This is a genomic window from Arthrobacter russicus (assembly GCF_031454135.1).
Lineage (GTDB): Bacteria > Actinomycetota > Actinomycetes > Actinomycetales > Micrococcaceae > Renibacterium > Renibacterium russicum.
Map to the genome: position 1 here is coordinate 3,204,519 of NZ_JAVDQF010000001.1, position 25,850 is coordinate 3,230,368.

26 protein-coding genes are annotated in these 25,850 nt (G+C 65.1%); 18 read left to right on the forward strand and 8 right to left on the reverse strand.

What is annotated here, in order from left to right; genetic code table 11:
• The first annotated feature begins 12 nt into the window (after positions 1-12).
• The 3 genes from JOE69_RS15055 to JOE69_RS15065 are packed head-to-tail and all read left to right on the forward strand — an operon-like array spanning position 13 to position 3,890.
• The gene (locus tag JOE69_RS15055; RefSeq protein ID WP_309800053.1) at positions 13-1,212 is read left to right on the forward strand and encodes a lytic transglycosylase domain-containing protein; all 1,200 of its coding nucleotides are present in this window, start codon (positions 13-15) and stop codon (positions 1,210-1,212) included.
• Between the two features lie 60 nt (positions 1,213-1,272).
• Complete coding sequence (gene dapA, locus JOE69_RS15060; RefSeq protein ID WP_309800055.1) at positions 1,273-2,202, forward strand: 4-hydroxy-tetrahydrodipicolinate synthase; 930 nt, start codon at positions 1,273-1,275, stop codon at positions 2,200-2,202.
• On the forward strand, positions 2,199-3,890 hold the full coding sequence (locus tag JOE69_RS15065; RefSeq protein ID WP_309800057.1) for a ribonuclease J: 1,692 nt from the start codon (positions 2,199-2,201) through the stop codon (positions 3,888-3,890). Before dapA ends, JOE69_RS15065 begins: the two co-directional genes overlap by 4 nt.
• 79 nt (positions 3,891-3,969) lie before the next feature.
• On the opposite strand, the gene JOE69_RS15070 is transcribed toward JOE69_RS15065, so the two are convergent.
• Genes JOE69_RS15070 through JOE69_RS15090 form a run of 5 tightly spaced genes read right to left on the reverse strand, consistent with a single transcriptional unit; the run spans position 3,970 to position 6,237 of the window.
• Entirely contained in the window at positions 3,970-4,632 is a 663-nt protein-coding gene (locus JOE69_RS15070) for a hypothetical protein (protein WP_309800059.1), read from the reverse strand.
• On the reverse strand, positions 4,629-5,318 hold the full coding sequence (locus JOE69_RS15075) for a hypothetical protein (protein ID WP_309800061.1): 690 nt from the start codon (positions 5,316-5,318) through the stop codon (positions 4,629-4,631). The genes JOE69_RS15070 and JOE69_RS15075 overlap by 4 nt, the downstream gene beginning before the upstream one ends.
• Before the next feature lie 59 nt (positions 5,319-5,377).
• Positions 5,378-5,698 carry an AzlD domain-containing protein gene (locus tag JOE69_RS15080; RefSeq protein ID WP_309800062.1) on the reverse strand — a complete coding sequence of 107 codons (321 nt, stop codon included), beginning with the start codon at positions 5,696-5,698 and terminating at the stop codon, positions 5,378-5,380.
• Complete coding sequence (locus JOE69_RS15085) at positions 5,695-5,988, reverse strand: hypothetical protein (RefSeq protein ID WP_309800064.1); 294 nt, start codon at positions 5,986-5,988, stop codon at positions 5,695-5,697. The genes JOE69_RS15080 and JOE69_RS15085 overlap by 4 nt, the downstream gene beginning before the upstream one ends.
• 3 nt (positions 5,989-5,991) lie before the next feature.
• A complete protein-coding gene (locus tag JOE69_RS15090) occupies positions 5,992-6,237 on the reverse strand; it encodes an AzlC family ABC transporter permease (protein ID WP_309801327.1) in 246 nt (81 codons plus the stop codon).
• Positions 6,238-6,302: 65 nt separating this feature from the next.
• On the opposite strand from JOE69_RS15090, the gene JOE69_RS15095 reads away from it, so the two are divergent.
• Together JOE69_RS15095 and JOE69_RS15100 are read left to right on the forward strand one after the other, a co-directional pair.
• Positions 6,303-6,782, forward strand: a complete 480-nt coding sequence (locus JOE69_RS15095; RefSeq protein ID WP_309800065.1) for a helix-turn-helix domain-containing protein — start codon at positions 6,303-6,305, stop codon at positions 6,780-6,782.
• A 225-nt stretch (positions 6,783-7,007) separates the two neighbouring features.
• On the forward strand, positions 7,008-9,821 hold the full coding sequence (locus JOE69_RS15100; RefSeq protein ID WP_309800067.1) for an FtsK/SpoIIIE family DNA translocase: 2,814 nt from the start codon (positions 7,008-7,010) through the stop codon (positions 9,819-9,821).
• 61 nt (positions 9,822-9,882) lie between these two features.
• Here the strand turns inward: JOE69_RS15100 and JOE69_RS15105 are convergent, their stop codons facing one another.
• The gene (locus JOE69_RS15105) at positions 9,883-10,734 is read right to left on the reverse strand and encodes an SDR family oxidoreductase (protein ID WP_296364119.1); all 852 of its coding nucleotides are present in this window, start codon (positions 10,732-10,734) and stop codon (positions 9,883-9,885) included.
• Positions 10,731-12,419, reverse strand: a complete 1,689-nt coding sequence (locus JOE69_RS15110; RefSeq protein WP_309800069.1) for an FAD-binding oxidoreductase — start codon at positions 12,417-12,419, stop codon at positions 10,731-10,733. The genes JOE69_RS15105 and JOE69_RS15110 overlap by 4 nt, the downstream gene beginning before the upstream one ends.
• Before the next feature lie 16 nt (positions 12,420-12,435).
• Here JOE69_RS15110 and JOE69_RS15115 point away from each other — a divergent pair, with 16 nt between their 5' ends.
• From JOE69_RS15115 to JOE69_RS15135, 5 genes are all read left to right on the forward strand, one after another.
• On the forward strand, positions 12,436-13,044 hold the full coding sequence (locus JOE69_RS15115) for a TetR/AcrR family transcriptional regulator (protein WP_309800071.1): 609 nt from the start codon (positions 12,436-12,438) through the stop codon (positions 13,042-13,044).
• Positions 13,041-14,642 (forward strand): glycerol-3-phosphate dehydrogenase/oxidase, encoded by a 1,602-nt coding sequence (locus tag JOE69_RS15120; protein ID WP_309800073.1) that lies wholly within the window; start codon positions 13,041-13,043, stop codon positions 14,640-14,642. The genes JOE69_RS15115 and JOE69_RS15120 overlap by 4 nt, the downstream gene beginning before the upstream one ends.
• Positions 14,643-14,652: 10 nt before the next feature.
• On the forward strand, positions 14,653-15,288 hold the full coding sequence (gene pgsA, locus JOE69_RS15125) for a CDP-diacylglycerol--glycerol-3-phosphate 3-phosphatidyltransferase (RefSeq protein ID WP_296364123.1): 636 nt from the start codon (positions 14,653-14,655) through the stop codon (positions 15,286-15,288).
• Positions 15,285-15,830 carry a CinA family protein gene (locus tag JOE69_RS15130; RefSeq protein WP_309800076.1) on the forward strand — a complete coding sequence of 182 codons (546 nt, stop codon included), beginning with the start codon at positions 15,285-15,287 and terminating at the stop codon, positions 15,828-15,830. The genes pgsA and JOE69_RS15130 overlap by 4 nt, the downstream gene beginning before the upstream one ends.
• Positions 15,831-15,921: 91 nt before the next feature.
• A complete protein-coding gene (locus JOE69_RS15135) occupies positions 15,922-16,356 on the forward strand; it encodes a helix-turn-helix domain-containing protein (protein WP_296364125.1) in 435 nt (144 codons plus the stop codon).
• Positions 16,357-16,450: 94 nt separating this feature from the next.
• Here JOE69_RS15135 and JOE69_RS15140 read toward each other — a convergent pair whose 3' ends face one another.
• The gene (locus JOE69_RS15140; RefSeq protein ID WP_309800078.1) at positions 16,451-16,990 is read right to left on the reverse strand and encodes a MarR family winged helix-turn-helix transcriptional regulator; all 540 of its coding nucleotides are present in this window, start codon (positions 16,988-16,990) and stop codon (positions 16,451-16,453) included.
• 79 nt (positions 16,991-17,069) lie between these two features.
• Here JOE69_RS15140 and JOE69_RS15145 point away from each other — a divergent pair, with 79 nt between their 5' ends.
• From JOE69_RS15145 to JOE69_RS15180, 8 genes are all read left to right on the forward strand, one after another.
• On the forward strand, positions 17,070-17,291 hold the full coding sequence (locus tag JOE69_RS15145; RefSeq protein WP_296364127.1) for a DUF3046 domain-containing protein: 222 nt from the start codon (positions 17,070-17,072) through the stop codon (positions 17,289-17,291).
• Between the two features lie 261 nt (positions 17,292-17,552).
• A complete protein-coding gene (recA, locus tag JOE69_RS15150) occupies positions 17,553-18,611 on the forward strand; it encodes a recombinase RecA (protein WP_309800080.1) in 1,059 nt (352 codons plus the stop codon).
• A gap of 153 nt (positions 18,612-18,764) precedes the next feature.
• Positions 18,765-19,412, forward strand: a complete 648-nt coding sequence (locus JOE69_RS15155) for a regulatory protein RecX (protein ID WP_309800083.1) — start codon at positions 18,765-18,767, stop codon at positions 19,410-19,412.
• A gap of 118 nt (positions 19,413-19,530) precedes the next feature.
• Positions 19,531-20,733 (forward strand): coiled-coil domain-containing protein, encoded by a 1,203-nt coding sequence (locus tag JOE69_RS15160; protein WP_309800085.1) that lies wholly within the window; start codon positions 19,531-19,533, stop codon positions 20,731-20,733.
• Positions 20,734-20,827: 94 nt separating this feature from the next.
• Positions 20,828-22,336: a tRNA (N6-isopentenyl adenosine(37)-C2)-methylthiotransferase MiaB gene (gene miaB / locus JOE69_RS15165; RefSeq protein ID WP_309801329.1), complete on the forward strand. Its 1,509-nt coding sequence runs from the start codon at positions 20,828-20,830 to the stop codon at positions 22,334-22,336.
• A gap of 10 nt (positions 22,337-22,346) precedes the next feature.
• Positions 22,347-23,267, forward strand: coding sequence for a tRNA (adenosine(37)-N6)-dimethylallyltransferase MiaA (gene miaA / locus JOE69_RS15170; protein ID WP_309800088.1), 921 nt, complete (start codon positions 22,347-22,349; stop codon positions 23,265-23,267).
• 20 nt (positions 23,268-23,287) lie between these two features.
• Positions 23,288-24,223: a diaminopimelate epimerase gene (gene dapF / locus JOE69_RS15175; protein WP_309800090.1), complete on the forward strand. Its 936-nt coding sequence runs from the start codon at positions 23,288-23,290 to the stop codon at positions 24,221-24,223.
• 108 nt (positions 24,224-24,331) lie between these two features.
• Positions 24,332-25,843 (forward strand): amino acid permease, encoded by a 1,512-nt coding sequence (locus JOE69_RS15180; protein WP_309800092.1) that lies wholly within the window; start codon positions 24,332-24,334, stop codon positions 25,841-25,843.
• Positions 25,844-25,850 lie beyond the last annotated feature (7 nt).

The window sequence follows — 25,850 nt, forward strand, 5'->3', positions numbered from 1 at the left end:
GGAGAAGCGCCTGTGCCGAAGCGAATTTGGCCGGCGAACACCGCCGCAGTGGGCGTTCTGGTCTGCCTCGGATTGGGTACCCCGGCCATGATGGCGCTCAGCGCGCCCGCACAGCCGGCTCCTGCCCCGGTGGCCGCGCTCGCTTCCGGAACCGGTCCGGCCGGATCGCTTCCTGCCGGGTACGACGATTTGGACGACGTCCGGCAGTGGCGCCAAGAACGGCAGACGGCGCGTCAGCTCGCCGATCTGGTCGCGGCGAATGCCCAGCCGCTGACCGCGGCGATGACCGTGGTGGCGAGTTTCGTGGTTACCGAGCACAGTCAGCCGTTGTTGCCGGTCGATCCGGAATGGCTGTCCCGCACCGCGCAGCAAACCGGGATCCCCAGCCGGGCGTTGCAGGCCTATCAGGGCGCGGCCTTGTCCATGGCCCGGAGCAACCCCGGCTGCCAACTGGGCTGGGTGACGTTGGCCGGGGTCGGCAGCGTCGAATCCAACCACGGCCGGTATTCCGGAGCCAGCATCGGGCCGGACGGCAATGTCAGCGGCGCGATCCTGGGGCCGGTGCTCGACGGCAACGGGTTCGCCGGGATTCCGGATACCGACGGCGGGCTCTACGACGGCGACAAACAATGGGACCGTGCGGTGGGCCCGATGCAGTTCATCCCGTCCACCTGGGCCCGGTGGGGCACCGATGCCAACGGCGACGGCAAGGCGGATCCATCGAACATCGACGATGCCGCGATGAGCGCGGCGCGTTACCTATGCGCCAGCGGCGGGTCGTTGGCCAGCCCGGAGGGTTGGATGCGGGCGATCCTCTCCTACAACCACTCGGTCGATTACACGCGCAGTGTCCGGGCCGCGGCCGACGGTTATGCGGCGGCGACCAGCGCCGATCCGATCCCGACGGAACCGCCGTTGAGCGATCAGGACAAGCAGGACCAGGGCCGCGACAAAGACGCGAAGCAGCCCGATCCGAAGCCGGAGCAGCCGACGTCGCCGGTTACTCCGCCGCCGACGCCGCCGGTTACTCCGCCGACGACGCCGCCGGTTAGCCCGCCAGTTACCCCGCCGACCACCGAGCCGCCGACTACCCCGCCGAGCACGCCGGCGACCCCTCCGGCGACCGCGCAGCCGAGCCCGGAACCCAGTGCGCCGAAATCCAACCCGGGCGCCGACCAGGGTGCCCCGGCGCCGTCGTCGGCCACTTCCTGAACCAAACCCTGTACTGCCACCATTGAACGAATTCCAGTTCGAGCGGGTAACGTTTTACTTATGGCAGACCAGTCCCGCAATTACCCGTTCGGCACCCTCCTCACCGCGATGGTGACTCCGTTCGCCGCCGATGGCCAGGTGGACTTGGACCAGGCGGCGGCGCTCGCGGTGAAGCTGGTCGACGACGGCTGCGACGGTCTGGTGGTCACCGGCACCACAGGTGAGACTTCGACGCTGACCGATGCGGAAAACCTCGCGATGTTCCAAGCGGTCAAGGACGCTGTGGGCGACCGGGCCGCGATCCTGGCCGGCACTGGAACCAACGACACGGCGCACTCGATTGCGCTGTCGCAGAAGGCGCAGGCGCTCGGTGTGGACGGGTTGCTGATCGTCACCCCCTACTACAACAAACCGAGCCAGGCCGGCGTCCGGGCGCACTTCGAAGCGATCGCCGATGCCACCGAACTGCCGATCATGGTTTACGACATTCCCGGTCGCACCGGGATCCCGATCGCCACTGAGACCATCCTCCAGTTGGCGGAGCACCCCCGGATCACCGCGCTCAAGGACGCCAAAGCGGACTTCGGCGCGGTCACCCGGGTGCTCGCCGGCAGCGACCTCGACGTGTATTCCGGCGATGACGGGCTGACCTTGCCATGGATGGCCGCCGGCGCCGTCGGCGTGGTCAGCGTGACGGCGCATGTGGCGACCCGAAAATTCCGGGCACTGGTCGATGCTGCCCTGGCCGGCGATTTCGGCACGGCGCGCGCGCTGCATTTCGAATTGGATCCGGTGATCCGCGCGGTGATGACGCATGTCCAGGGCGCGGTCGCGGCCAAACAAGTTCTGACGTGGCAGGGAGTACTGCCCAACCCAGCGGTGCGATTGCCGCTGGTGCAACCGAGCGGGTCTGAACTCGCTCCTATCGTGGCCGACCTACGGGAGGCCGGAATGGAATTCGACATCAATATTTTGGACAGCACAGTATGACCCAAGTAGCCCAACCAGGACTGCGTACGCCGCCCGCGCTCAAAGAAGGAACCTTGCGGATCGTACCGCTGGGCGGGCTCGGCGAGATCGGCCGGAACATGGCCGTCTTCGAAATCAACGGGAAACTGCTCATCGTCGACTGCGGGGTGCTCTTCCCGGAGGAGACGCAGCCCGGAGTCGATCTGATCCTGCCGGATTTCTCTTACATCGAGGACCGGTTGGACGACGTCGTGGCGGTGGTGCTCACGCACGGCCACGAGGACCACATCGGGGCGGTGCCGTACTTGCTGCGGTTGCGCAACGACATCCCGCTGATCGGTTCGCAGCTGACCTTGGCCTTGATCGAGGCGAAGCTGCAGGAGCATCGGATCAAGCCGTACACCATGGCGGTGGCTGAGGGCCAGGTGGAGCAATTCGGCCCCTTCGAATGCGAATTCGTCGCGGTGAACCACTCGATTCCGGACGCGCTCGCAGTATTCATCCGCACTGCCGGCGGGAACGTCCTGCACACCGGCGACTTCAAGATGGACCAGTTGCCCTTGGACGGCCGGATCACCGACCTGCGCGCCTTCGCCCGATTGGGCGAAGAAGGCGTGGACTTGTTCATGGCCGATTCGACCAATGCCGATGTGCCCGGGTTCACCACTGCGGAGCGCGAGATTGGCCCAGTGCTGGATTCGCTCTTCGGCCAGGCCGAGAAGCGGATCATTGTGGCGTCCTTCTCCTCGCATGTGCACCGGGTACAGCAAGTGCTCAATGCGGCGGCGCTGCACGGCCGGAAAGTCGCCTTCGTCGGCCGGTCCATGGTGCGGAATATGGGCATCGCCGCGCAATTGGGTTACCTCAATGTGCCGGACAACATCCTGGTCGACATGAAGAACATCGACAACATGCCGGACTCCAAGGTCGTGTTGATGAGCACCGGCTCGCAGGGCGAACCGATGGCCGCACTGTCCCGGATGGCGAACGGGGACCACCGGATCCAAGTAGGCCAGGGCGATACCGTGATCCTGGCTTCCTCGCTGATCCCGGGCAATGAGAACGCGGTGTTCCGGGTGATCAACGGACTGCTCAAGCTCGGCGCGGACGTGATCCACAAAGGCAGTGCGAAGGTGCACGTCTCCGGCCACGCTGCGGCGGGGGAGCTGCTGTACTGCTACAACATCATCAAGCCGCGCAACGCGATGCCGGTGCACGGCGAGACCCGGCATTTGATCGCCAACGGCAAAATCGCGCAGTCCGCCGGCGTGCCGGCCGAGAACGTCCTGCTGACCGACGGCGGAACCGTGGTGGACCTCAAAGACCACGTGGCGCGGATCGTCGGCCAGGTGGAATGCGGCTTCGTCTACGTGGACGGATCCAGCGTCGGCGAAGTCACCGAAACCGATTTGAAGGACCGGCGGATCCTGGGCGACGAGGGTTTCATCTCGATCGTCACCGTGGTGAACCGGACCACTGGAAAAATCGTCTCCGGGCCGGAAATCCATGCCCGGGGCGTGGCCGAAGAGGATTCGGTATTCGACGAGATCGTCCCGAAGATCAACGCCGCGCTCGAGGAAGCTGTGATGGCCTCCAAGGACCACACCGCCTATCAATTGCAGCAAGTGGTGCGCCGCGTCGTGGGGACTTGGGTCAACCGCAAACTGCGCCGCCGGCCGATGATCATCCCGGTGGTGCTGGAGGCCTAGACTCCTAGCCTGACCGAGTACCGGAAGGTGCGCCGGACCTCCGGGTCCGGCGCACCTTCCGTTTTTGCTTCGGGTTCGCTCAGGCGGCGGTGACGTCCTTGGCCAGTCCGGCGACGAGTTCGGCCATCGCGGCTTTTCGCATCTGCCGGTAGTTGCGGGTGAACGGTACGAACTTCCAGGTCACCAGGGCCTCACGCCCGCCGGGCCCAGTGCTGCCGAAGCTGATCTGGAATCCCCACTGCTCACCCCAGATCGGATGCTCTGACTTGCCCCAGAACGGATTGCCGGTGAGGATTCGTTCGAGCGAAATCTCGGCATTGGCACGATTGCCGGATCGGACGCTTTGCGGGCCCGGTGCGCCAGGCAGCTTGACGAAAAGCTCCAGCCGTTCGTCGTCCCAGGCCAGGATCGGGGCTCCGGCCATACCGGTTTTGTACTTTTCGCCGAAGGGCGAGATCGCGTAGACCAGAGGTGTCAGATCCTGTTCCTGGTATCCGTTGGCCACCGCGAAGGCGATGATTTTTTCGGTTTCCATGCGGGCTTTGGCATTGAGCGGTTTGGACACGAGCACCAAGACGACTACCACCAGCACGGTAATGGAAGCACCGATTGCTATCGGTAACCAGTTGCCGTCTCGAACCAGGCTGTTGGAGGGACTGAAGCCGAGCTGCCAGACGATGTTTCCCATGATCAGGGCGAACAAAACATACCTGATGTAGCGCCAGAACCGCCGATGCTTCATTTACTCTCCTGGTCGGCATTTTGGCGAAGCTCGGTTGCCAGGCTACCGGTGCCGGAGCCCGCCAGCTCGGCGAAGAGCTCCATGACTGCGGCTTTTCGCATCATCGACCAAGAGCTGTGTGGGTGGGGGACGAACTTCCAGGTCTGAGTAGTCCCATCCTGAGTGGGGACGGTCCGGCGGAACGTGATCTGAATGCCCCAGTATTCGCCGCCGATCGGATGGACCAGAGCGATTCGGCGCAGTTCGATGTTGCTGCCGGAACGGACGCCGGAGAGCACCCGGTAGGGAGCCTTAGCCCCTGGCGGATTGACGAAGAGTTCAACTCTGTCTGCATCCCAGGCCAAAACCGGCGCACCGGCAGTGCTGGCCCGGAACCGTTCGGAACGCGGCGAGCGTGCGAAGGCCAGCGGAATGATGTTTTGTTCGCGGTATCCCCGGTCCAAAGCAGTCTGGATGACCTGTGCGGTAGCTTTTCGCACTCCTGCGTGCCATTGCTGGACGAAGAGCAGCGCAGCTCCAAGTAGCAGGAGAAAAAGCAAAATGGCGAGTGGTGCGGTCCCTGGCCAATTGCCTTCCCGGGCAAGTCCGGTCGTCGGATTGAACCAGAGCTGCCAGGTGATGCTCGCCGGGAGGAGGAGGTAAAAGAGCAGGTACCTGAAATAGCGCCAGAACGCTGCCCGCTCCATTAATCCTCCTGATTTAGATTCAAAAGGAGTCTAACCGAAGAGGCCGCGACGACAAAGGCCTACGGCAATCCGGCCGCCCGCAACAGCGCCGTCGTGCTCGCCACCAGCAGCACCGACAGGTTCAATGGAACTTTGAACCAGCTCGCCATGCCGCCCGCCAGTACACCAGCGGGCAGTGCGAAACCGGCGAAATGCGTTCCGGAGAACAGCGTGCTGCTGACCGTGACGGCGGCCAACAACACTACGGTGCCGCACTCCAAGAGCGGCTGGACGCCGGGGGAGAAGTCCAGGCTGGGGTGGAGAAACCCCCCGCCGCTGCGCAAAGTGTAATTCGCCACGCCGAAGCTCACGATGGCGATGAAGACAGCATTGGGATTCACGCCATGCCACGTCTCGGCAGTACCAGCAGTAAGGCGCTCAGGGCGAGCAGCGGAGCCAACCCGAAGGGTAGGATCGGCGTCGCCGCCAAGCTGAGTGCGGTGCCCACGGCGGCGGCCAGGAGGGCCCGCCGTTCGCGCATCGCGGGCAGGAGCAAGGCAAGGAGCACGGCCGGAAACACGGCATCCAGGCCGAGCGATTCAGGTCGTTGCTCGATCTGGCCCAGGCTCGCTCCGAGCAGCGCGCCGAAAAATTTCCGCCAGCCCGGCCGCAGGAACTCGCCGGCGCCCACGGCCTAGACGAAGTTCCGCAGATTCACCAGCAAGCCGGCGACGACGGCGGCCAGCAGATTTCCGCTGGCCGCCGCGATGCCGACGAAGAGAAACTCCGAAGATGAGCCCAGGACCAGAATCTGCCAGAGCGGAAAGCCGGCAGCCGTGGCGGTCACGCCATAAGACACGCCGACTATCCCGACGGACAAAGACATGAGCGCTCTCGACCGGATCGTAGAACGATCGATTGTTCTCCATATTGAACGCATGTGTTCTACTGCGGAGGAAGGAGTCTTGTTCGTCAAGGCGAACGATCATACGATAAGGAGAACGTTTGTCGCGGAACACGCCAAGCGAGCTGGTGGCCTCCGGGTTGAAGCGGGAGCGGGCCAAAGCTGGCTTGAGCCTTTCCGAGACTGCTCGGCGGGCTGGCATTGCCAAATCGACGCTTTCCCGGCTCGAATCCAGCGAAGGCAATCCCGGCGTCGAAACGCGCTGGGCAATCTGCACTGCCTTGGAGATCCCGTTTTCCCGTCTGGTCGATCCACCGCAGGTGCGCAGCCAGGTGGTCCGGCCGGGGCAAGGGGCGCGGTTCGCGGCCGAAGGCGCAGACTACGTGGCGACGTTGCTCGCGGTCTGCCCGCCGCACGCCCGACGGGACATTTTCCTGATCGTCGCCGAACCCGGCAGCGCCAAGGCTTCGGACCTGCACCCGGCCGGAACCGTGGAGCATGTGGTGATCAGCTCGGGCTCGGCGCTGGTCGGCCCGGCCGGGGCCCCGGTGGAATTGCACCCCGGGGACTACATTTCCTAGCCGGGGGATGCACCGCACGTCTTCCAAGCCTTGGTGCCGGGAATCTCGGCCGTGCTGATTTCGGAATCGGTTTAGGCCGAGCTTGCCACGTGGGTGCAGTTGAGCAGGGTGTGCGGCGTCAACATCCTGCTCAACTGCGCCCAAGTGGCGGTGGTGGCTGGATTGCGGCAAGCTTTTGGCCCGTAAATCCCGGGATAGTGCGAGTAATAGCAGTACCGTGAAGATATGGCGACTCGAACTTCCCCCGTGCGCCCGTCAACTGGTCGTGCCCCGAGCAAGGCGAAAACACCGGCTGGCGGCACCCGCGCGCGGCCCCAAGCACCCGAACCCGAGATCAAACCCGTCTGGCCGGTACGCGCCGCCGTCGGGCTCTGGCAAGGGCTGGGGCACCTGGTCGGCGGCGGCGTGCGCCGGATCGGCCACGATGTTTCGGACCTGGAGCCGGAAAGCCGGCGCGACGGCAGTGCCTTGCTGCTCCTGCTCCTGGCCGTGGGCATCGCCACGTTCGAATGGTGGGGCTTGAAAGGCTGGTTCGCGGACGGCGTGCACGGCGTGGTTGCTGGCAGCATCGGTTGGATGGGCTTGCTGCTGCCCCTGATGCTGTTCATCGGCGCGATCCGGCAGTTCCGGTACCCGCAGAACGTGCGGTCGAACAACCGGGTGGCGATCGGCTTCACCGTGATGACCGTCGCCGGGGCCGCGATCGCGCACATCGTCGGTGGGCAGCCTTCGTTGGCCAGCGGCTTCGACGGGGTCAGCCAAGCCGGCGGAACCATCGGTTTCCTGGCCGCTTCGCCGTTTTCGGCGTTGAACGTATGGCTCGCTGTGCTGATCTACGCCTTGTTCGCGTTCGTCAGTGTCCTGATTGTCACGGCGACGCCGTTCCGGGCGATCCCGTCCCGGCTCGGCCAGCTTTACGAGCACTTGATGGGCCAGGACCCGCACGAAAAGACCTCGGACAACGGCCATGACCAGAGCTACCTCTACGACCGCGACGGGGCCGAGCCGAAGCCGAAGCGCGAGAAGAAGCCGTTGTTCGGGCGGAAGAAATCCGACGCTGAAGAAACCTCGGTGTTGGACCGGTTCAACGGCGATGAAGCCTTCGAACACGCCCTGGTCGATGCCGATCCGGTGGACACTGTGCCGACCACGCCGTTGGTGCCCCCGGGAGTCCGGCGACCCACCAAGGCGGAAATCGCCACGGAGAAGCTCAAGGCTTCCCAGGGTTTGGCCGCCGAGCCGGTGACCGAAGCCTTGTCGCAGGTCCCTTCTGGGGGGTTGCCGCCGGTCCCCACGGTCAACCCCACGGTCGCGGTCAACAAACTCGTGCCGCAGGTTCCCAATACCCCGATTCCGCAACGCTCCGAACAGTTGAGCCTGGCCGGCGACGTCACCTACACGCTGCCGGATTCGGAGTTCCTGGCCCCGGGCACGCTGCCCAAGGAACGTACCGAGGCCAACGACGCGGTGGTTGCCGCCCTGACCAATGTGCTCACCCAATTCGGCGTGGACGCCCAGGTCACCGGGTTCTCCCGCGGCCCGACCGTGACCAGGTATGAGATCGAGCTCGGTGCCGGAACCAAGGTGGAGCGGGTCACCGCGCTGTCCAAGAACATCTCCTACGCCGTGGCCAGCGCCGATGTGCGGATCCTTTCGCCGATCCCGGGCAAGTCCGCGATCGGCATCGAAATCCCGAACACCGACCGCGAGACGGTCTCCCTGGGCGATGTGCTGCGCAGCCAAAACGCGCGGCGCACCGATCACCCGATGGTGATGGGCGTGGGCAAAGACGTCGAGGGCGGTTTCGTGGTCGCGAATCTCGCCAAGATGCCGCACTTGCTGGTGGCCGGTGCTACCGGTGCCGGCAAGTCGTCCTTCGTGAACTCGATGATCACCTCGATCCTGATGCGTTCCACGCCGGACGAGGTGCGGATGGTCATGGTGGACCCGAAGCGCGTGGAACTCACCGCCTACGAAGGGGTGCCGCACCTGATCACCCCGATCATCACCAACCCGAAGAAGGCCGCCGAGGCACTGCAGTGGGTGGTCCGCGAAATGGACACCCGGTACGACGACCTCTCCAACTTCGGCTTCAAGCACATCGACGACTTCAACAAGGCGGTGCGGGCCGGCAAGGTGAAGCTGCCGCCGGATTCCAAGCGGATCCTCAAGCCGTACCCGTACCTGCTGGTGATCGTGGACGAGCTTGCCGATCTGATGATGGTGGCACCGCGCGACGTGGAAGATTCGATTGTCCGGATCACCCAGCTGGCCCGGGCTGCCGGCATCCACTTGGTGCTGGCCACGCAACGGCCTTCGGTCGACGTGGTCACCGGTTTGATCAAGGCGAACGTTCCTTCCCGGATGGCCTTCGCGACGTCGTCGGTCACCGACTCGCGGGTGGTCCTGGACCAGCCCGGCGCCGAGAAGCTCATCGGCCAAGGCGACGCGTTGTTCTTGCCGATGGGTGCTTCCAAAGCGATCCGCGTGCAGGGCGCCTGGGTGACCGAATCGGAAATCCACCAGGTGGTGGAGCATGTCAAGGGGCAGTTGCAGGCGGTGTACCGCGAGGACGTCGCGGTGGAAGCCCCGAAGAAGCAGATCGACGAAGAGATCGGCGACGACCTGGATGTGCTGCTGCAGGCCACCGAGTTGGTGATCACGACGCAATTCGGCTCGACGTCGATGCTGCAGCGCAAACTGCGCGTCGGCTTCGCCAAGGCGGGCCGGCTCATGGACCTGCTGGAGTCCCGCGGCGTGGTGGGGCCCTCCGAGGGCTCGAAGGCGCGCGATGTATTGGTCAAGCCGGACGATTTGGCGGCGACCTTGGCCGCGATCCGCGGCGACGGGCCGCCGGCCGGTTCGGCGGTGGACCCGACGGTCGCGGCACTGGCGGCCAATGCGAATGTGAATCAGGGATTCGCCGAGCCGGTGGATCTGGTCGCCCAGGATCTGGACAACCGGACGCAGGCGATCGACTACCACGATGGCGGCGACGACGAAAGCGGCGAAGACGCCTGGCAGCTGACCGGGCGCTGATCAGCGCCCATGCCGTAGCAGAGGCCTCCGTGAGATTGGACCGGACGCCTCTGCTACACGGTCAGCGTTTGCCCGTAGTGGGCTGCTGCCGGCCTTCCCTGCCGACGAAGCTGTCCATGGTGCCGTAGATGCCGAAGACCCGGTCCGCCATCAGGTCCCAAGCCCGGGTGGGCAGGGTGCCTTTGAGGATTTTGCCCAGTTGGGTGGTCCAGGGCATGATCACGAAGGGTTTCCCCGGCTTCATGTAACGCCAGACTTTTGTCACCACTGCTTCTGGGGTGAGGATCGGGGTCATCAGGATTGTTTTGACGCCTTCGAACATTCCGGTGGCGATGTAGGTGGGGCAAACCGTCGTGACTTTGATATTGCCGTGCCCGGTTTTCAGCAATTCCAGCCGCAGTGAATCGCTCCAGCCCACCGCGGCCCATTTCGAGGCGGAATAGACGCTCATTTTGGGGTTGGAGACCAGACCGCCGGCGGAGGCGATGTTCACGATCCGGCGTTCTGTGCCGCCTTCCATCATGGCCGGCAGGAAAGCCCTGGTGATGTGCATCGGGGCCAGCGCGTTGATCCGCATCACGAGTTCGATGTCCACCTCGTGATCGTGTTCCCAGAAGTACTTGCCGCGCACGATCCCGGCGTTGTTGATCAAGACATCCGGAACCCCGACGTCGGCCAGCACTTTCCCGGCCGCGTCCCGAATCGCCTCGAGCGAGCTGACGTCGACGGTGTAGCAATGCACATCGCAGTCCGGGAGTTCGGCGTCGGCCTTGGCCAGCAGATCTTCATTGATGTCCCAAAGAACGACGTGGGCCGCCCCGTCCTGGGCAGCGAGATCGGCATAGAGCCGGCCCATTCCCATCGCCGCACCGGTGATCAAGACGGTTTTTCCGCGCAGATCGATTTTGCTCATTTCTGATCCTCCTCCATTGCAGGAATCAACTTTCCCGGGTTCATGATGCCGGTCGGATCGAGTGCGGCTTTGATACCCCGCAAAACGTCCACCCCCAGGGGCCCGATTTCCGCCGCCAGGTAGGGCGCGTGGTCGGTCCCGATGGCGTGATGGTGGGTGATGGTGGCCCGTTCCTTCACGATGGCTTCGCTCGCCGCCGCCTTGATCCGCTGCAATTGCTGCAGCGGATCACTTTCCTGGCCGGCCAGGAAAGTGAAATACAACGACGCGCCGCCAGGATACACGTGCGAGACATGGGCTTGCGACCAGCCGGATTTCCCGCCGTCGGAAATCGCCCCCAGGATCGCCTGGTTCACCGCCTCGTGCAGGGCCGGCAGCCGGTCCCAGGACGTGGCGGTCTCCAAGGTCTCCACGAGCACGCCGATGTCCAGCAGCCGGTCCCGGAGGTAGGGCGCGCTGAAGCGGCCGTGTTCCCAGGAGATCGCCGGGGCCGAGCTGAGGTACACCGCGCCGGCGGCGCGCAGCAGCTTCGAACACTGCCGGCGAGCCGCCGCGGTCGCGGCTTTTCCGCCTTCCCAGACGAAAAGGGCCAAAGCCGGCTGGGGCATGCCGCGCAGGGCCAAGTATTTGCGCAGCGCGGCGATTTTGGCTCCGCCGGCCAGCCGCAAGGTGGATTCGGTTTCCTCGCGGTCGCTGAGCCGGGCGACTGCCGGCAGTGGGATTCCGGCCTGCACGAGCGCGCGCAGCGCCTCGGTGCCGGATTCGAAATCGGCGAAGGCCCACGCACCATGGCGCTTGTGTTCCGGTTGCGGCACGATCGCCATCGTGGCCTTGGTGATCACGCCCAGAGTGCCTTCGGAACCGACGACGATGCTGCGCAGGTCCGGACCGGCAGCGGTCGCCGGGGCGAAGCCGCCCAAATCCAGGGTGCCGCGCGGCGATTCCAAGCTCAGCCGGCGGACCAGCGCGTCGGAGCGCCCGTAGCCGGTGGAGGCTTGACCGGCCGAGCGGGTGGCCAGATATCCGCCGAGAGTGGCCTGTTGGTGGCTTTGCGGCAGGTGGCCGAGGGTGAATCCGTGCGCCGCGAGCGCCGCCTCGATTGCCGGGCCGCGGATTCCGGTTTGGAAAGTGGCTAACCGGTTGACCGGATCCAGCTCGAGCAATTGCGCCATCCGGCCCAGATCCAGGGCGACGGCGGCAGTGAAGGTTTGGCCGTTCGGCGCGCTCCTGATCGGCTCCACGCCGCCGACGACGCTGGTGCCGCCGCCGAAGGGGGTGACCGCGATGTGCTCCCGGACGCAGATCTCCAGGATTTTCCGGATCTCCTCGTCCGAACCGGGGCTGAGCACCGCATCGGGGGCCGCCTGCGCGTCTCCGGTGCGCCTCCGATAAAGGTCCGGGGTGCTTTTGCCGCCGGCATGCAGCACCCGGTCCGCAGCGGCGGTGGACACGTGCTCCGCGCCCAAAGCGTCCCGGAACAGAGCCAGCCGGGACTCGTCCAGCGAACTTTCCGGCAGGCTCACCTGGTCCAGCCGCACCGGGAGGTGCTCGCGGGCGACCGAGTCGAGCTCCAGCGCCGTACGCAGGAACGCCGTGGCGTGCCCCGGCAACTCAGCGGCCCGGGCCGGATTTCCCCATCCGTACCAAACGGATCTGCCAACGTCTTCCGTAATATCTGCTCCCACCGCTACAGTGTTACACATGGAGTCACAAAGTACCAGTGTTTCATCAGGCAACCGCAGTGGCGCCGTGGACCGGATTCTCGACGCGACCCGGGCTGCGGTCATCTTGCACGGCGTGCGGCGCACCACGGTCCAGGACATCGCGGCCCGGGCCGGGATTTCCCGGATGACGTTCTACCGGCAACTGGGATCGGTCGACCATGCGGTGCTGCAGACGCTGACCCGGGAATTCCGCAATGCGGTCGCCGCGGCCACGGGCCACGCGACCGGGGGCACCGGACGGGACCGGCTGGTCAGCTTCGTCCTAGAAGGAGTCCGGCTCTATGCCGCGGACGAGATGGTCGCCTCGATTCTGGAACGGGACCCGGAGCTGCTGATCCCTTACCTCACCGATCGGTTCGGGGCGAGTCAGGAGCTAATTCTGGCGGCGCTGGCGCCATTGCTCGCGGCTGGCGTGGCCGACGGTTCGATCGCTGCACGGTCCGCTACCGGCACCATGGTGTTGCTGATCATGCAAGCGGTGGCCCTGCCGGCCCGGATCTTGGAAGCCCGTGCCGAGTACCGGCCGGTACTCGAGGAGCTGGAACTGATGTTGCACCGCTACTTGGCTCCGGAGGCTACCCGATGAGTTGGATCAATGAGCGGTCCCGGGCCGTCTCGCTGGCCTCGATCCAGGAGCAGGAGGTGGACCTGCTGGTGATCGGCGGCGGAATCACCGGTGCCGGCGTCGCCCTGGATGCGGCGAGCCGGGGGCTCAGCGTGGCATTGCTGGAAAGCCAGGACCTGGCGTCCGGAACCAGTGGGTTCAGTTCCAAGCTGATCCACGGCGGGCTGCGCTACCTGGCTAAAGCGGACGTCGGTGTCGCCTGGGAGTCCGCGCTGGAGCGCCGCTGGTTGATGGAGTTCATCGCGCCGCATCTGGTGCGGCCGTTGGGCTATCTGGTCGCCGAAGCGAAAGCCTCGCCGCGCTGGGAGTTCTGGGCTGCCGGGTTCGGCGTGCTGCTGGCCGACGGGATGCGCCGGCTCAGCGGACTGTCCGGGCAATACCTGCCGCCGCCGCAACGGCTCACTGCGGCTGCGGCGCATCGACTGGCCCCGGAGGCGGATCCGGACCGGATGCGCAGTGCGCTGCTGTACTGGGACGGGCAGCTCGAAGACGATGCTCGGTTGGTGATCGCCGTGGCGCGCACCGCCGCGAAACACGGAGCGCACGTGCTCACCGGACTCAAGGCGATCGCCGCCACCGACCGCACGGTCACCGCGCTGGACGAGCGCACCGGCGGGTTGCTGAACCTGCGGGCCGGCGCCGTGGTCAACGCCACCGGGGTTTGGGCCGGCCAATTGGAAGGTTCGCTCGACGTGCTGCCGAGCCGGGGGAGCCATCTGGTGGTCGCCGCGGAGCGCCTGGGCAATCCGCGGGCTGCCTGGACCGCTCCGGTGCCCGGGCACTTCGGCCGTTACGTCTTCGCCCTGCCGCAATCGAACGGGCAGGTGTATTTGGGTCTGACCGACGAACTCGACCGGGGTGCTGACGGGCATGCCACCGCGGTGCCGGAATCCGATGTCGAGTTTTTGCTGGAAACCGTCAACCGGACGCTCGCCGAGCCGCTGCTGCCAACGGACGTCCTGGGCCGCTTCGCCGGTCTCCGGCCGTTGATCAGCAAGTCCGGGGACGGCGCTCCTGGGCAGAGTGCGGACGTTTCCCGGCGGCACGTGCTGCTGGATCTGCCCGGCCGTCCGATCACCATCGCCGGGGGCAAGCTCACCACCTACCGGAAAATGGCCGAAGACGCGGTGGATTCGGTGTTGCGCCGCCTGGGCCGGGAAGCAAGCTGCGTCACCCGCAAGCTCGCCCTGGTCGGCGCGGCGCCGACGGCAGAGCTTGCTGCGCTCGGCGCCCCGCTCCGGCTGGTGCACCGATATGGCAGCGAAGCCCGGCTGGTCGAGTCCTTGTCCCGGGTCGAGCCGATGCTTGCCGAAGAAGTCGCCACGGGTTCCGGGGTCACCGGCGCCGAATTGTTCTTCGGCGTGGTGGCCGAGGGTGCCAGCAGCGTTCCGGACTTGCTGGCGCGGCGCAGCCGGCTGGCTTTCGTGCCGGAACTCGCCGCTGCCGGCACGGAACGAGCCGGGGAGGTCCTGGACGCCGCGAACCAATGGTTGGCCCAGCGCGGTTCGCCCGGGCCGGACGAAGGATTCGGGCCGGAGGCGTTGGCCGGCTCCGGCTAAGGTAGAGCATGTGACGGACGAACGAGCAAATGCCTCCGCGGCGCCCCCGGACCGGGTTCCGCCGTTGAACATCGCCAATGTGCTCACCGTGCTGCGCATTGTCATGGTGCCGTTCTTCGTCTGGTTCCTGCTAGCCGATGGGCAGCAGTACTCCTGGTGGCGCTGGGTCGCGGTCCTGGTTTTCACGGTGGCGATCTACACCGACAAGCTGGACGGCGATTTGGCCCGGAAACACGGCTTGGTCACCGATTTCGGCAAGATCGCCGATCCGATCGCGGACAAAATGCTGATCGGCGCCGCGTTGATCCTGCTCTCCGCATTCGGCGAGTTGCCCTGGTGGATCACGGTGTTGATCCTGTTGCGCGAAGTCGGCATCACGGTGCTGCGGTTCGTGGTGATCCGGCACGGGGTGATCCCGGCTTCCCGCGGCGGGAAAATCAAAACGGTTTTGCAGACGGTTGCGATTTTCCTGTATTTGCTTCCCCTCACTCCGCAATGGCCCTGGCTCGGGATGATCGCCTTCCTGGTCATGCTGGCCGCGTTCGCGGTGACGTTGTTGACCGGCGTCGACTACCTCGTGCAGGCCGCCAGGCTGCGGCGCTCCGGGAACCAGCCGGCGGAGGCCCGGGAAGGCGACCGGGGTTGACCGGGGCCCAGGTCGATCTGCCGAAACTCGTCGGCCTCCTGGCCCGACGCGGGTTGACCCTTGCTACGGCGGAATCGCTGACCGGCGGACAGCTGGCCGCGGATCTGGTTGCAGTCCCCGGAGTCTCCGCAGTTTTCCGCGGTGGTGTGGTCGCATACCAGAACGAGGTGAAGGCGGCTCTGCTCGGGGTCTCGGAGCGCCTGCTCCAGGAGCGCGGTTCGGTGGATGCCGGCGTCGCGGGGCAGATGGCGCTGGGCGCCTGTTCCGCGACCGGGGCGCGGATCGGGCTGGCGACCACCGGTGCCGCCGGCCCTGATCCGCACGACGGCAAGCCGGTCGGCACGGTTTTCGTGGCGGTGGCCTTCGACGGCGTGCTCGAGGTCGCGGAGCACTATTTCGACGGCGGACGGGCGCAGATCCGCAGGCTCGCGGAAAAGTCCGCGCTCGCCCTGTTGGCCGCGGTACTGGCCGCGGATACCGGGAGCACGGCTTCACAGGATTCTCTCGGGAAGCAACCGGGAACAAAACAAATCGATGGTTAGTTATTGATTATGTCTGCAGCGGCTGGACAAGCCGCCTAGGATTAAACCAACGATCCCCATCCTGGGGAACTGACAAGGAGCAACGATACAGATGGTGAAACAACCCGTATCCGTAAACGGCGTAGTTCGCTGGCGGGATGTGGGTTTGGCAGACGACGCCAAGGTGGCTCCCGGAGCGCATAAAAAGCTGGTGGTGCTTCGCCACGAAATTGGGGACGTTTTGCGAGACTTGCGTCAGCGCCAAGGGCGGACTCTTCGCGAGGTATCACACAACGCGCGCGTTTCGCTCGGCTATTTGAGCGAAGTGGAGCGCGGCCAGAAGGAAGCGTCCTCCGAGCTGCTTTCCTCGATTTGTTCGGCTTTGGACGTCCCGCTCTCGCTCATGCTGCGCGAGGTGAGCGACCGCCTCGCGGTTGCCGAGGGCGTGTCAATTCCGGACACCGTCCCGCAGGAATTCTCCGCCCGTTACGGGCGTACGCTCGACGATGAGTTCTCCGCGGAGTTCCCGGCCCCGGCCTTCAACTAGACGCACTCCCGACGGCGAGGCCGTCGGATTGGACAAAATAATGAGTGGACCGGCTGATTCGATCAGCCGGTCCACTCGTTTCTGGTATTCGGGTTCAGGCGCCGGGTGCCGGGGGAGTCGTCTCGTCGTCCTTGGCGGTGTTCTCGAAGTCCTCGTTGAATTTCCCGAGCAGTCTGGCGAATTGCCGGACGTCCGCCGGCGACCATGCCGCCAAACGGTCGTCCATGGCCTTTTTGCGCGCGGATTGGCTGGTGCGGATCCGATGCGTGCCCTTGCCGGTCAGATTGATCAATTGGGCCCGGCCGTCCAGCGGGTCGTCCAATTTGTGGATCATGTCGATCTTTTCCAAAAAGGCGATCTGGCGGCTGACGGAAGGCTTTCCGACGCCGATGTTGGCAGCCAGGTCGGTCAGGCGCATGGGCCCTTCGCGGTCCAGGATCGCCAACAGCCCGTAAGCGGCCGGTTCCAAATCGGGATGCACCTCTCGGGCAAGTTGGTAGGAAACCGCCCGGGACCGGCGCCAGAGCAGGCTCAGTTGCGCTTCTGCAGATTCGATGGCCGCTTCATCGGGGCTTTCGGAACCAGCGTCCGTGGACGGGGGACTATCTCGGCGGCCGTTTCTTTGGGTCGTCATCAAACCATACTAGTCGCTGTAAGGGTAGTATTCTCAGCGATTTGCCGGAAAACACCCAGTCCATGGGAGGATCACAGTTATGCGCGTGAGTGAGTTTTGGAGCCTGATGGACGACGAGTTCGGCGCCGGTTACGCCCGTTCGCTCGGCCGGGACCTGGTGCTCACCGACGTCGGCGGCCGTTCCGCGCTGGAAGCGCTCGAGGCCGGGATCGACCCGAAAGCGGTCTGGCTCGCGGTCTGCGATGCCAAAGACGTGCCGCTGCAACGCCGGCTCGGAAAAGACCGCAAGCCCAAACGCTGAGCAGGCAGTACCGGGATCGGTGCGACACGCCGGAACGGCATTCGAATATCTGTTCGGATAGCGGTAGGCTCTGGAGCAGAAATGAATCGTCTGCATCGTCGGACGCTTGGTGAAAGTTATCCACATTGACTGCGCTTCGCGGAGGACCGAGGGATATTGTCGGTGGCTCCCCGTAGCGTCTTGGATAACGGATGCGGGAACCCCCGGATCGCAGGCCAGGTACCGACGCGGTATCGGAAAAGAAAGCATCGAGGTGTCACAATGGCAGCATCGCCAGACCGCGAAAAGGCCTTGGAAGCCGCACTCGCGCAAATCGACAAGCAGTACGGCAAAGGCTCGATCATGCGGCTGGGCGATGAAGTCCGGGCCCCGATCGAGACGATTCCCACCGGCTCGATCGCTCTGGACGTCGCTTTGGGCATCGGTGGTTTGCCGCGCGGCCGAGTGGTGGAAATCTACGGCCCGGAGTCCTCCGGAAAGACCACCGTCGCACTGCATGCCGTGGCCAACGCCCAGCGCAACGGCGGGATCGCCGCGTTCATCGATGCGGAGCACGCCTTGGACCCGGACTATGCCGCGAAGCTCGGCGTCGACGTGGACGCTTTGTTGGTCTCCCAGCCGGACACCGGTGAGCAGGCGCTGGAAATCATGGACATGCTCATCGGATCGGGCTCCATCGACATCGTGGTGATCGACTCGGTGGCGGCCCTGGTTCCGCGCGCTGAAATCGAAGGCGAAATGGGCGACAGCCACGTCGGCCTGCAAGCCCGGTTGATGAGCCAAGCGCTCCGCAAGATCACCGGCCGCTTGAGCCAGACCAAGACCACCGCGATTTTCATCAATCAGCTCCGCGAAAAGATCGGCGTCTTCTTCGGCAGCCCGGAAACCACCAGTGGTGGAAAGGCGTTGAAGTTCTACGCCTCGGTGCGCATCGATGTCCGCCGGATCCAGACGCTCAAGGAAGGCGCGGATTCGGTCGGCAACCGGACCAAAGCGAAGATCGTCAAGAACAAGATGGCTCCGCCCTTCAAGGTGGCTGAATTCGACATCATCTACGGCCAGGGCATTTCCCGCGAGGGCGGCATCATCGATATGGGCGTGGAACACGGAATCATCAAGAAGTCGGGCTCTTGGTTCACCTACGATGGGGACCAGCTCGGTCAAGGCATGGAAAATTCCCGCCGCTTCCTCCGGGACAACCCCGAGCTGGCCGAAGAGCTGGAACGTTTGATCAAAGAGAAACTCGGCGTCGGCATCAAAGCGGTCAGCGAGGGCGATGCCGGAGCCGCGCCGCAGTTGCGCTCGGTAGACGGAGCCTGAACTGGTTGACTGAACAACCGGTTCGATGCGCCACTGGTTCAAAAAGCAACTGGTTCGGTGCGCAGCTGGCCGGGTGGTCGAATGGGCGGAGCGAGGCAGGAGAATCGTGATGCGGTTTCACGGAAGTAGCGTCCACCGGGCAGAGGCCGAGTGATGGCGGGCCGCTCCGGATCCCGAGCCGATAAGTCCCGAGCCGCGGGTCGGCGGCGCCCGGGAGCCGGTTCTACTGTCGATGCCGCAGGGCCGGGCGCCGATGCGGCTGCGGGCAGAGGTTCCGGCGCTGCCGGCAAAAGTCTCAGCCCGGAGGCCGAAGCCAGGGCGATTGTGCTCCGGCAGCTCACGATGGCGCCGAAGAGCCGGCATCAATTGGCTGCCAAGCTCGCCGAGCGCGAGGTTCCGGCCGAGGCCGCGAAAGCGGTCCTGGACCGGTTCGAAGAGGTCCGGTTGATCGATGACGCCGAGTTTGCCCAGATGTGGGTGCGCTCCCGGGCCCGCAACAAATCGCTGGCCCGGGGTGCACTCCGGCGGGAACTGTCCGAAAAGGGAATCGCCAAGGAGCTGGCCGAAGCCGCATTGGAACAGCTCAGCGAGACGGACGAGCGAAGCTCCGCGGCAGAGTTGGTAAGGCGCAAATTGCGCTCAGCACGTCCGGCGCGCGATCGTGAAGAGCTCGACAAACACCGGCGGCGCTTGGTGTCGATGCTGGCTCGGAAGGGCTATTCCTCGGGGCTGGCTTTCGAGGTCGTGAACCGGGAACTCGGCGAGCTCGAGTCGAGTTCCGATGCTTGGGACACGCTGTGAGAGCTTCCGATGGGCTGCATCATGCGACTAATCGGGTTAGTCTGAACTACATATGTTCAAGTTCAGCCTGAGATTGAAGCATGCGGCGCCGGCTTTTCTGCTTGCCGGCTTGCTTGTGGTGTCCGGATTCGCTGTCTCGCCCGCGCAAGCTGATGACGCGCCGCCGAGCGGGTATCCGAGCTGGCAGGATGTGGAGAACGCGAAGCAAAACGCATCCGCAACCGCTGCCGAGGTCGACAAGATCAATGCACTCTTGGCGAACTTACAGGATTCCGCGGTCAGCCTGGGCAATGCCGCGATCCAGGCCTTGAGCGAGTATTCCGCGGCCAAAGCCGAATTGGCGGCGGCAAGTACCCGGGTCGAGGTGCTCAACGGCCAATTGCAGCAGGCGGACGCGGCATCGCAGCAGCTCAAAAAAGAAGCCGGAGCGCTGGCTGCCCAGTCGTACAAAGCAGGCAGCAGCAGCCTCGGGATTTTCTCCGCGATCGACGCGATTCAGTCAACCGACAGTCTGCGGCGGCTGGATCTGGTCAACATCGTCACGCAGAACGCGGCCGATCTGTACGCGAAGGCTGAATCCGCGCGGAAAGCCACCGCCTCATTGCAGGCGCAGCAGAAACAGGCCGAGGCGGAGCGCAGCCGGCTCAGCGAAGCCGCCCAACGGTCCTCGGATGCCGCGGCGGCAGCGCAGAAGGCCGTCGAGGACCAGGTAGCCGGGACCAAGACGCAAAGCGATACGCTCAATGCCCAGTTGGCGTCGCTGAACAACACGGTGCTGGACACCACGCAGAAATACCAGCAGGGCGTCGAAGCCCAACGGGAATACGAGCAAGCTCAGCAGGCGAAGGCGGCCGCTGCCGCGAAAGCGCAGGCCGAAGCGGATGCGCGTGCGGCACAGGCAGCCCGTGACGCCGCCAAGCCGCAGCCCGGAACCGGGGGTGGGACTCCGCCGCCGGTGAATCCGCCGACCAATCCGCCGGTGACCCCGCCGACGAATCCGGGTGGCGCGGTGAACAACCCGGCAGGGGCCCAAGCGTTCGCTTCGGCGAATTTGGGCACCTTCGGCTGGGGACAGGATCAATTCGGCTGCTTGCTGCAACTGTGGAACCGGGAATCGAACTGGTTGACCACGGCGACCAATCCGAGCAGCGGGGCGTATGGGATCCCGCAGTCGCTGCCGGCTGGAAAAATGGCCTCGATCGGCGCCGACTGGCTGACCAATTACCAGACCCAGGTGATCTGGGGGCTCAATTACATCAAAGGCCGCTACGGTTCGCCGTGCGGGGCCTGGGCCCATTCGCAGTCCGTGGGCTGGTACTGATTCCCCGGTTCCGCGGCCCGGGGCTTAAGATTGGTGAGTGACTTTGACCGCCGACCAGCCCGAGACCACAGCATCGCCCATCGGAACCCCGGGCCTGCCCGCCGGGGAATCGACCCGGCGCACCTACCAGGTGCGTACTTTCGGCTGCCAGATGAACGTCCACGATTCCGAGCGGATGGCCGGATTGCTGGAGAGCTCCGGGCTGGTCCGCGCCGACGGTGAGCTCGCCGACGTCGTGGTCTTCAACACCTGCGCGGTCCGTGAGAACGCGGACAACAAGCTGTATGGGAATCTGGGTCAGCTGGCCCCGGTCAAAGAAGCCAACCCGGGAATGCAGATCGCGGTCGGCGGCTGCTTGGCGCAAAAAGACCGGGACACCATCCTCAAACGCGCGCCGTGGGTGGACGTGGTTTTCGGCACGCACAATGTCGGTTCGCTGCCGACTCTGCTCGAGCGGGCCAGGCACAATGAGGACGCGCAACTGGAGATCCTCGAATCCCTGGACGTCTTTCCATCGACCTTGCCGACGAAGCGCGACGCGGTGTATTCCGGATGGGTATCGATCTCGGTCGGCTGCAACAATACCTGCACCTTCTGCATCGTCCCTTCGCTTCGCGGCAAAGAGCGGGACCGCCGGCCCGGGGACATCCTGGCCGAGATCCAGGCTTTGGTCGACGACGGCGCCATCGAGGTGACCCTGCTCGGCCAGAACGTCAATTCGTACGGCGTCGAATTCGGCGACCGGCAGGCTTTCTCGAAGCTGCTCCGGGCCTGCGGCGAGATTCCGGGCTTGGAGCGGGTCCGCTTCACCAGTCCGCACCCCGCGGCCTTCACCGATGACGTCATCGAAGCCATGGCGCAGACGCCGAACGTGATGCCGCAATTGCACATGCCGCTGCAGTCCGGTTCGGACAAGGTGCTCAAGGACATGCGCCGTTCCTACCGGTCCACGAAGTTCCTGGGCATCTTGGAAAAAGTCCGGGCGCAGATCCCGGACGCCGCGATCTCCACGGACATCATCGTCGGCTTCCCCGGCGAGACCGAGGCTGACTTCCAGGCCACGCTGGATGTCGTGGCACAGTCGCGGTTCGCCACGGCCTTCACCTTCCAGTATTCGAAGCGCCCGGGCACCCCGGCGGCGGATCTGCCGGATCAGCTGCCCAAAGCTGTAGTGCAGGAGAGATTCGAACGGCTGACCGCGCTGCAGGATCGGATCTGTGCCGAGGAAAATGCCCGACAGATCGGCCGCGAGGTGGAACTCATGGTCACCGCCGGCAGCGGGAAGAAGTCCGCCGAGACGAACCGTCTGTCCGGCCGGGCAAAGGACAGCCGGCTGGTGCATTTCGCGGTTCCGGACGGCACCGAGGCGCCCCGCCCCGGAGACCTGGTCACCGTGACGATCACCGGGGCTTCGACCTTCCACCTGGTGGCGGACCCGCTGCCGGGCAGCGTTTACCGGCTGCGCAAATCCCGGGCCGGCGATGCTTGGGACCGTTCGCAAGCGGAATCCTGCGGAGTTCCGGCGCCGGCGGGGGATTCGCCGGAAGGCAAACGTTCGGTTTCGCTCGGCATGCCGGTGATTCCGGTTCGTGCCGGAGCATGAGCCGCCGCACGTGACGGGACCGTCGGGCGGGGAGCCTGGCCTGATCGCGGTGGTCGGGCCCACCGGGACCGGAAAGTCGGAGCTCGGTCTGCAACTCGCCGAGGAGCTCGGCGGGGAGATCATCAACGCCGATTCGATGCAGTTCTACCGTGGCATGGACATCGGCACCGCGAAACTTCCCCTGGCCGAGCGGCGCGGTGTACCGCACCACCTGATGGACACCTTGGAAATCACGGAAGAGGCCAGCGTCGCCCGGTTCCAAGCCGAGGCGCGCCAGGCCATCGCCGATATCCGAGCCCGGGGACTGCACCCGATCCTGCTGGGCGGCTCCGGGCTGTATGTGCGGGCCGTGCTGGACGTACTGGAGTTCCCCGGCACGGACCCGAAGCTGCGGCGTCGGCTCGACGCCGAACTGCAACAGGACGGGGCCGTCGCTTTCCGAGCCCGCTTGCGCGCCGTCGATCCGGAATCCGAGCAGCGGATCGGCGACTACAAACGTCTGGTCCGGGCTTTGGAGGTGTACGAGCTGACCGGGCGGCCGTTCTCTTCCTTCATGCCCAAGCGGCAATATTTCCAACCGGCTCTCCAAATCGGTTTGAACGGCGACCGCGGAGTGCTGCACGACCGGCTGGCCCGACGCGTTGACACGATGGTCGAGCAGGGTCTGCTCGCCGAGGTCCGGACCCTGGCCGGGGCCGGTCTGCGGGCCGGGCGCACCGCCTGCCGGGCCCTGGGCTACCAGCAATTCCTGCGCGTCCTCGACGAAGCCGGCTATTCCACTGCCGACGCTGCCGCGGATACCGTGGTGGCGACCCGGCAGTTCGCCCGGCGGCAGAGCACTTGGTTCAATGCCGACCCGCGGATCAGTTGGCTCGACTTCGCCGACCCGGATTTGTTGCGTTCCGCGCTGGCCCGGATCCGACCGGGCTGAGCGATGGCTAAACTGGAAGCATGAATTCATCGGCTGTTGCGGCGGACCTGACGAGCCTGACCGGGGTGGCCTTCAGCAAGGGGCACGGAACCGGCAACGACTTCATCCTGATCGCGGATCCCGAGGGCGAGCAGCAGATCAGCGCCGCAGCGGTGGCCGCGGCCTGCGACCGGCACCGCGGGATCGGAGCGGACGGTCTGATCCGGGCGGTGCGGTCGCAGGCATTGCCTGAGGCGCGGGAGTTGCTGGAACGGCATCCGGACGCCGAATGGTTCATGGACTACCGCAATGCCGATGGCTCGATTTCCGAGATGTGCGGCAACGGGGTGCGGGTATTCGTGCAGTTCCTGCTCGATTCGGGTCTGGTCGCATTGGCACCCGGCGACGTGTTGGGCATCGGCACCCGGGCCGGAATCAAATGGGTCAGCCGCACCGATCAGGGTTTTGCGGTAGACCTGGGGCCGTGGAGCTTCAGCCATCCGGAGACTGCCTTGGAACGCGGCGTGGATTCCCTGGTCACCGCCGATTCCCTCGACGTGACTCGACCAGGTTTGTCGATCAGCACCGGGAATGCGCATACCGTGGTGGCCCTGGCTCAGCGCAGCGAACTCGACGAGCTGGCGCTGCATCGCGCCCCGGTGGTCGAACCGGTGCCGGAAAACGGTTCGAATGTGGAGTTCGCCCTGCCGCACGACCCGCTGGTGCTGGACGGCATTGCGGAGATCAGCATGCGGGTATTCGAGCGGGGGGTCGGCGAGACTCTGTCCTGCGGCACCGGAGCCTGTGCCGCAGCGGCGGCCACCCGGTTCTGGGCCGGCGCCGGGGCACCCGACCTCTGGCGGGTCAATGTGCCCGGCGGGGTGCTCGGCGTGCGCTTCTTCACCGCTGCCGACGGCGAGGAGCACGTGGAACTTTCCGGGCCGGCCGTGATCGTCGCGCAGGGCGTCTTCGGCTGAGCGGTTCCCGGCGCCGGAGCTCTTCCTGGAAATCGCTGCCAAAAAGATGGAGTACCCTTTCTGCTTGGCGATGATGCTGCCGAGGCATCAGGCAGAAGGAGCAACAGCATGGCGAGCGAGAGCCGGGCCGGAACCGAGCAGCGTGCCCGGGCACTGGCGGCCGAGGTCCGGGCCGAGGACGAGGGCTATCACAAGGGCCTGAAAAACCGGCAGATCCAGATGATCGCCATCGGCGGTGCGATCGGCACCGGTCTGTTCATGGGTTCCGGCGGGCGCTTGGCCAATGCCGGCCCGTCATTGGTGCTCAGCTACGCGATCTGCGGGTTCTTCGCCTTCATCATCCTCCGGGCGCTGGGCGAACTGGTGCTGCACCGGCCGTCGTCGGGCTCGTTCGTCTCCTACGCGCGCGAATTCTTCGGCGAAAAGGCCGCTTTCGTCACCGGCTGGATGTACTGGCTCAACTGGGCGATGACTTCGATCGTCGATTCGACCGCCGTCGCGCTCTACATGAACTTCTTCGGCAAATACTGGCAGCCGCTCGGCGAGGTGCCGCAGTGGGTCTACGCGCTGGCCGCCCTGGTCATCGTGCTTGCCCTGAACCTGGTCTCGGTGAAGGTCTTCGGCGAACTCGAATTCTGGTTCGCCTTGATCAAGGTGGTGGCCCTGGTCGCCTTTTTGCTGGTCGGGATCTATTTCGTGATCTTCGGTACCCCGGTTCCGGGGCACGAGGTCGGATTCAGCCTGATCGCGGACAACGGCGGAATCTTCCCGAACGGGATCCTGCCCGCGGTCGTGGTGATGCAGGGCGTGGTCTTCGCCTACGCCTCGGTGGAACTGGTCGGCACCGCGGCCGGCGAGACGGAGAACCCGGGCAAGGTCATCCCCAAGGCGATCAATACCGTGATTTTCCGGATTGCGGTCTTCTACGTCGGTTCGATCGTGTTGTTGTCCCTGTTGCTTCCGTTCAGCGCCTACAAGGAAGGTGAAAGCCCGTTCGTGACCTTCTTCGGTTCGATCGGGGTGCAGGGCATCGATGCGATCATGAACCTGGTGGTGCTCACTGCGGCCCTTTCCTCGCTGAACGCCGGGCTCTATTCGACCGGCCGGGTGCTCCGTTCGATGGCGATGGCCGGATCCGCGCCCCGGTTCGCCGCCCGGATGAACAAAGCCGGCGTGCCGTACGGCGGCATCGCACTGACCGCTTTCATCGGACTGCTCGGCGTGATCCTCAATGCGGTCTTCCCGTCGCAGGCGTTCGAAATCGTGCTCAACATCGCATCGCTGGGCATTATTTCTGCCTGGGGCATGATCGTGCTCTGCCAAATGCGATTGGTGACCTGGGCCGGGAAAGGGCTGCTGGTGCGGCCGGCCTTCCGGCTCTTCGGATCGCCGTACACCGGTTATTTGACGCTGTTCTTCCTCTTCGCGGTACTGGTCCTGATGGCCTTCGACTACCCGGTCGGGACGTTCACGGTGTCTTCGCTGGTGCTGATCATCCCGTTGCTGATCGCCGGCTGGTTCTTCTTCCGCGGCCGGATCGCAGAACTCGCCCGGGAACGGGAAGGGTTCACCGGGGCGTATCCGATCGTCGCGAACCGGCCCCCGAAGCCGGGGAAATAGGCGGTTC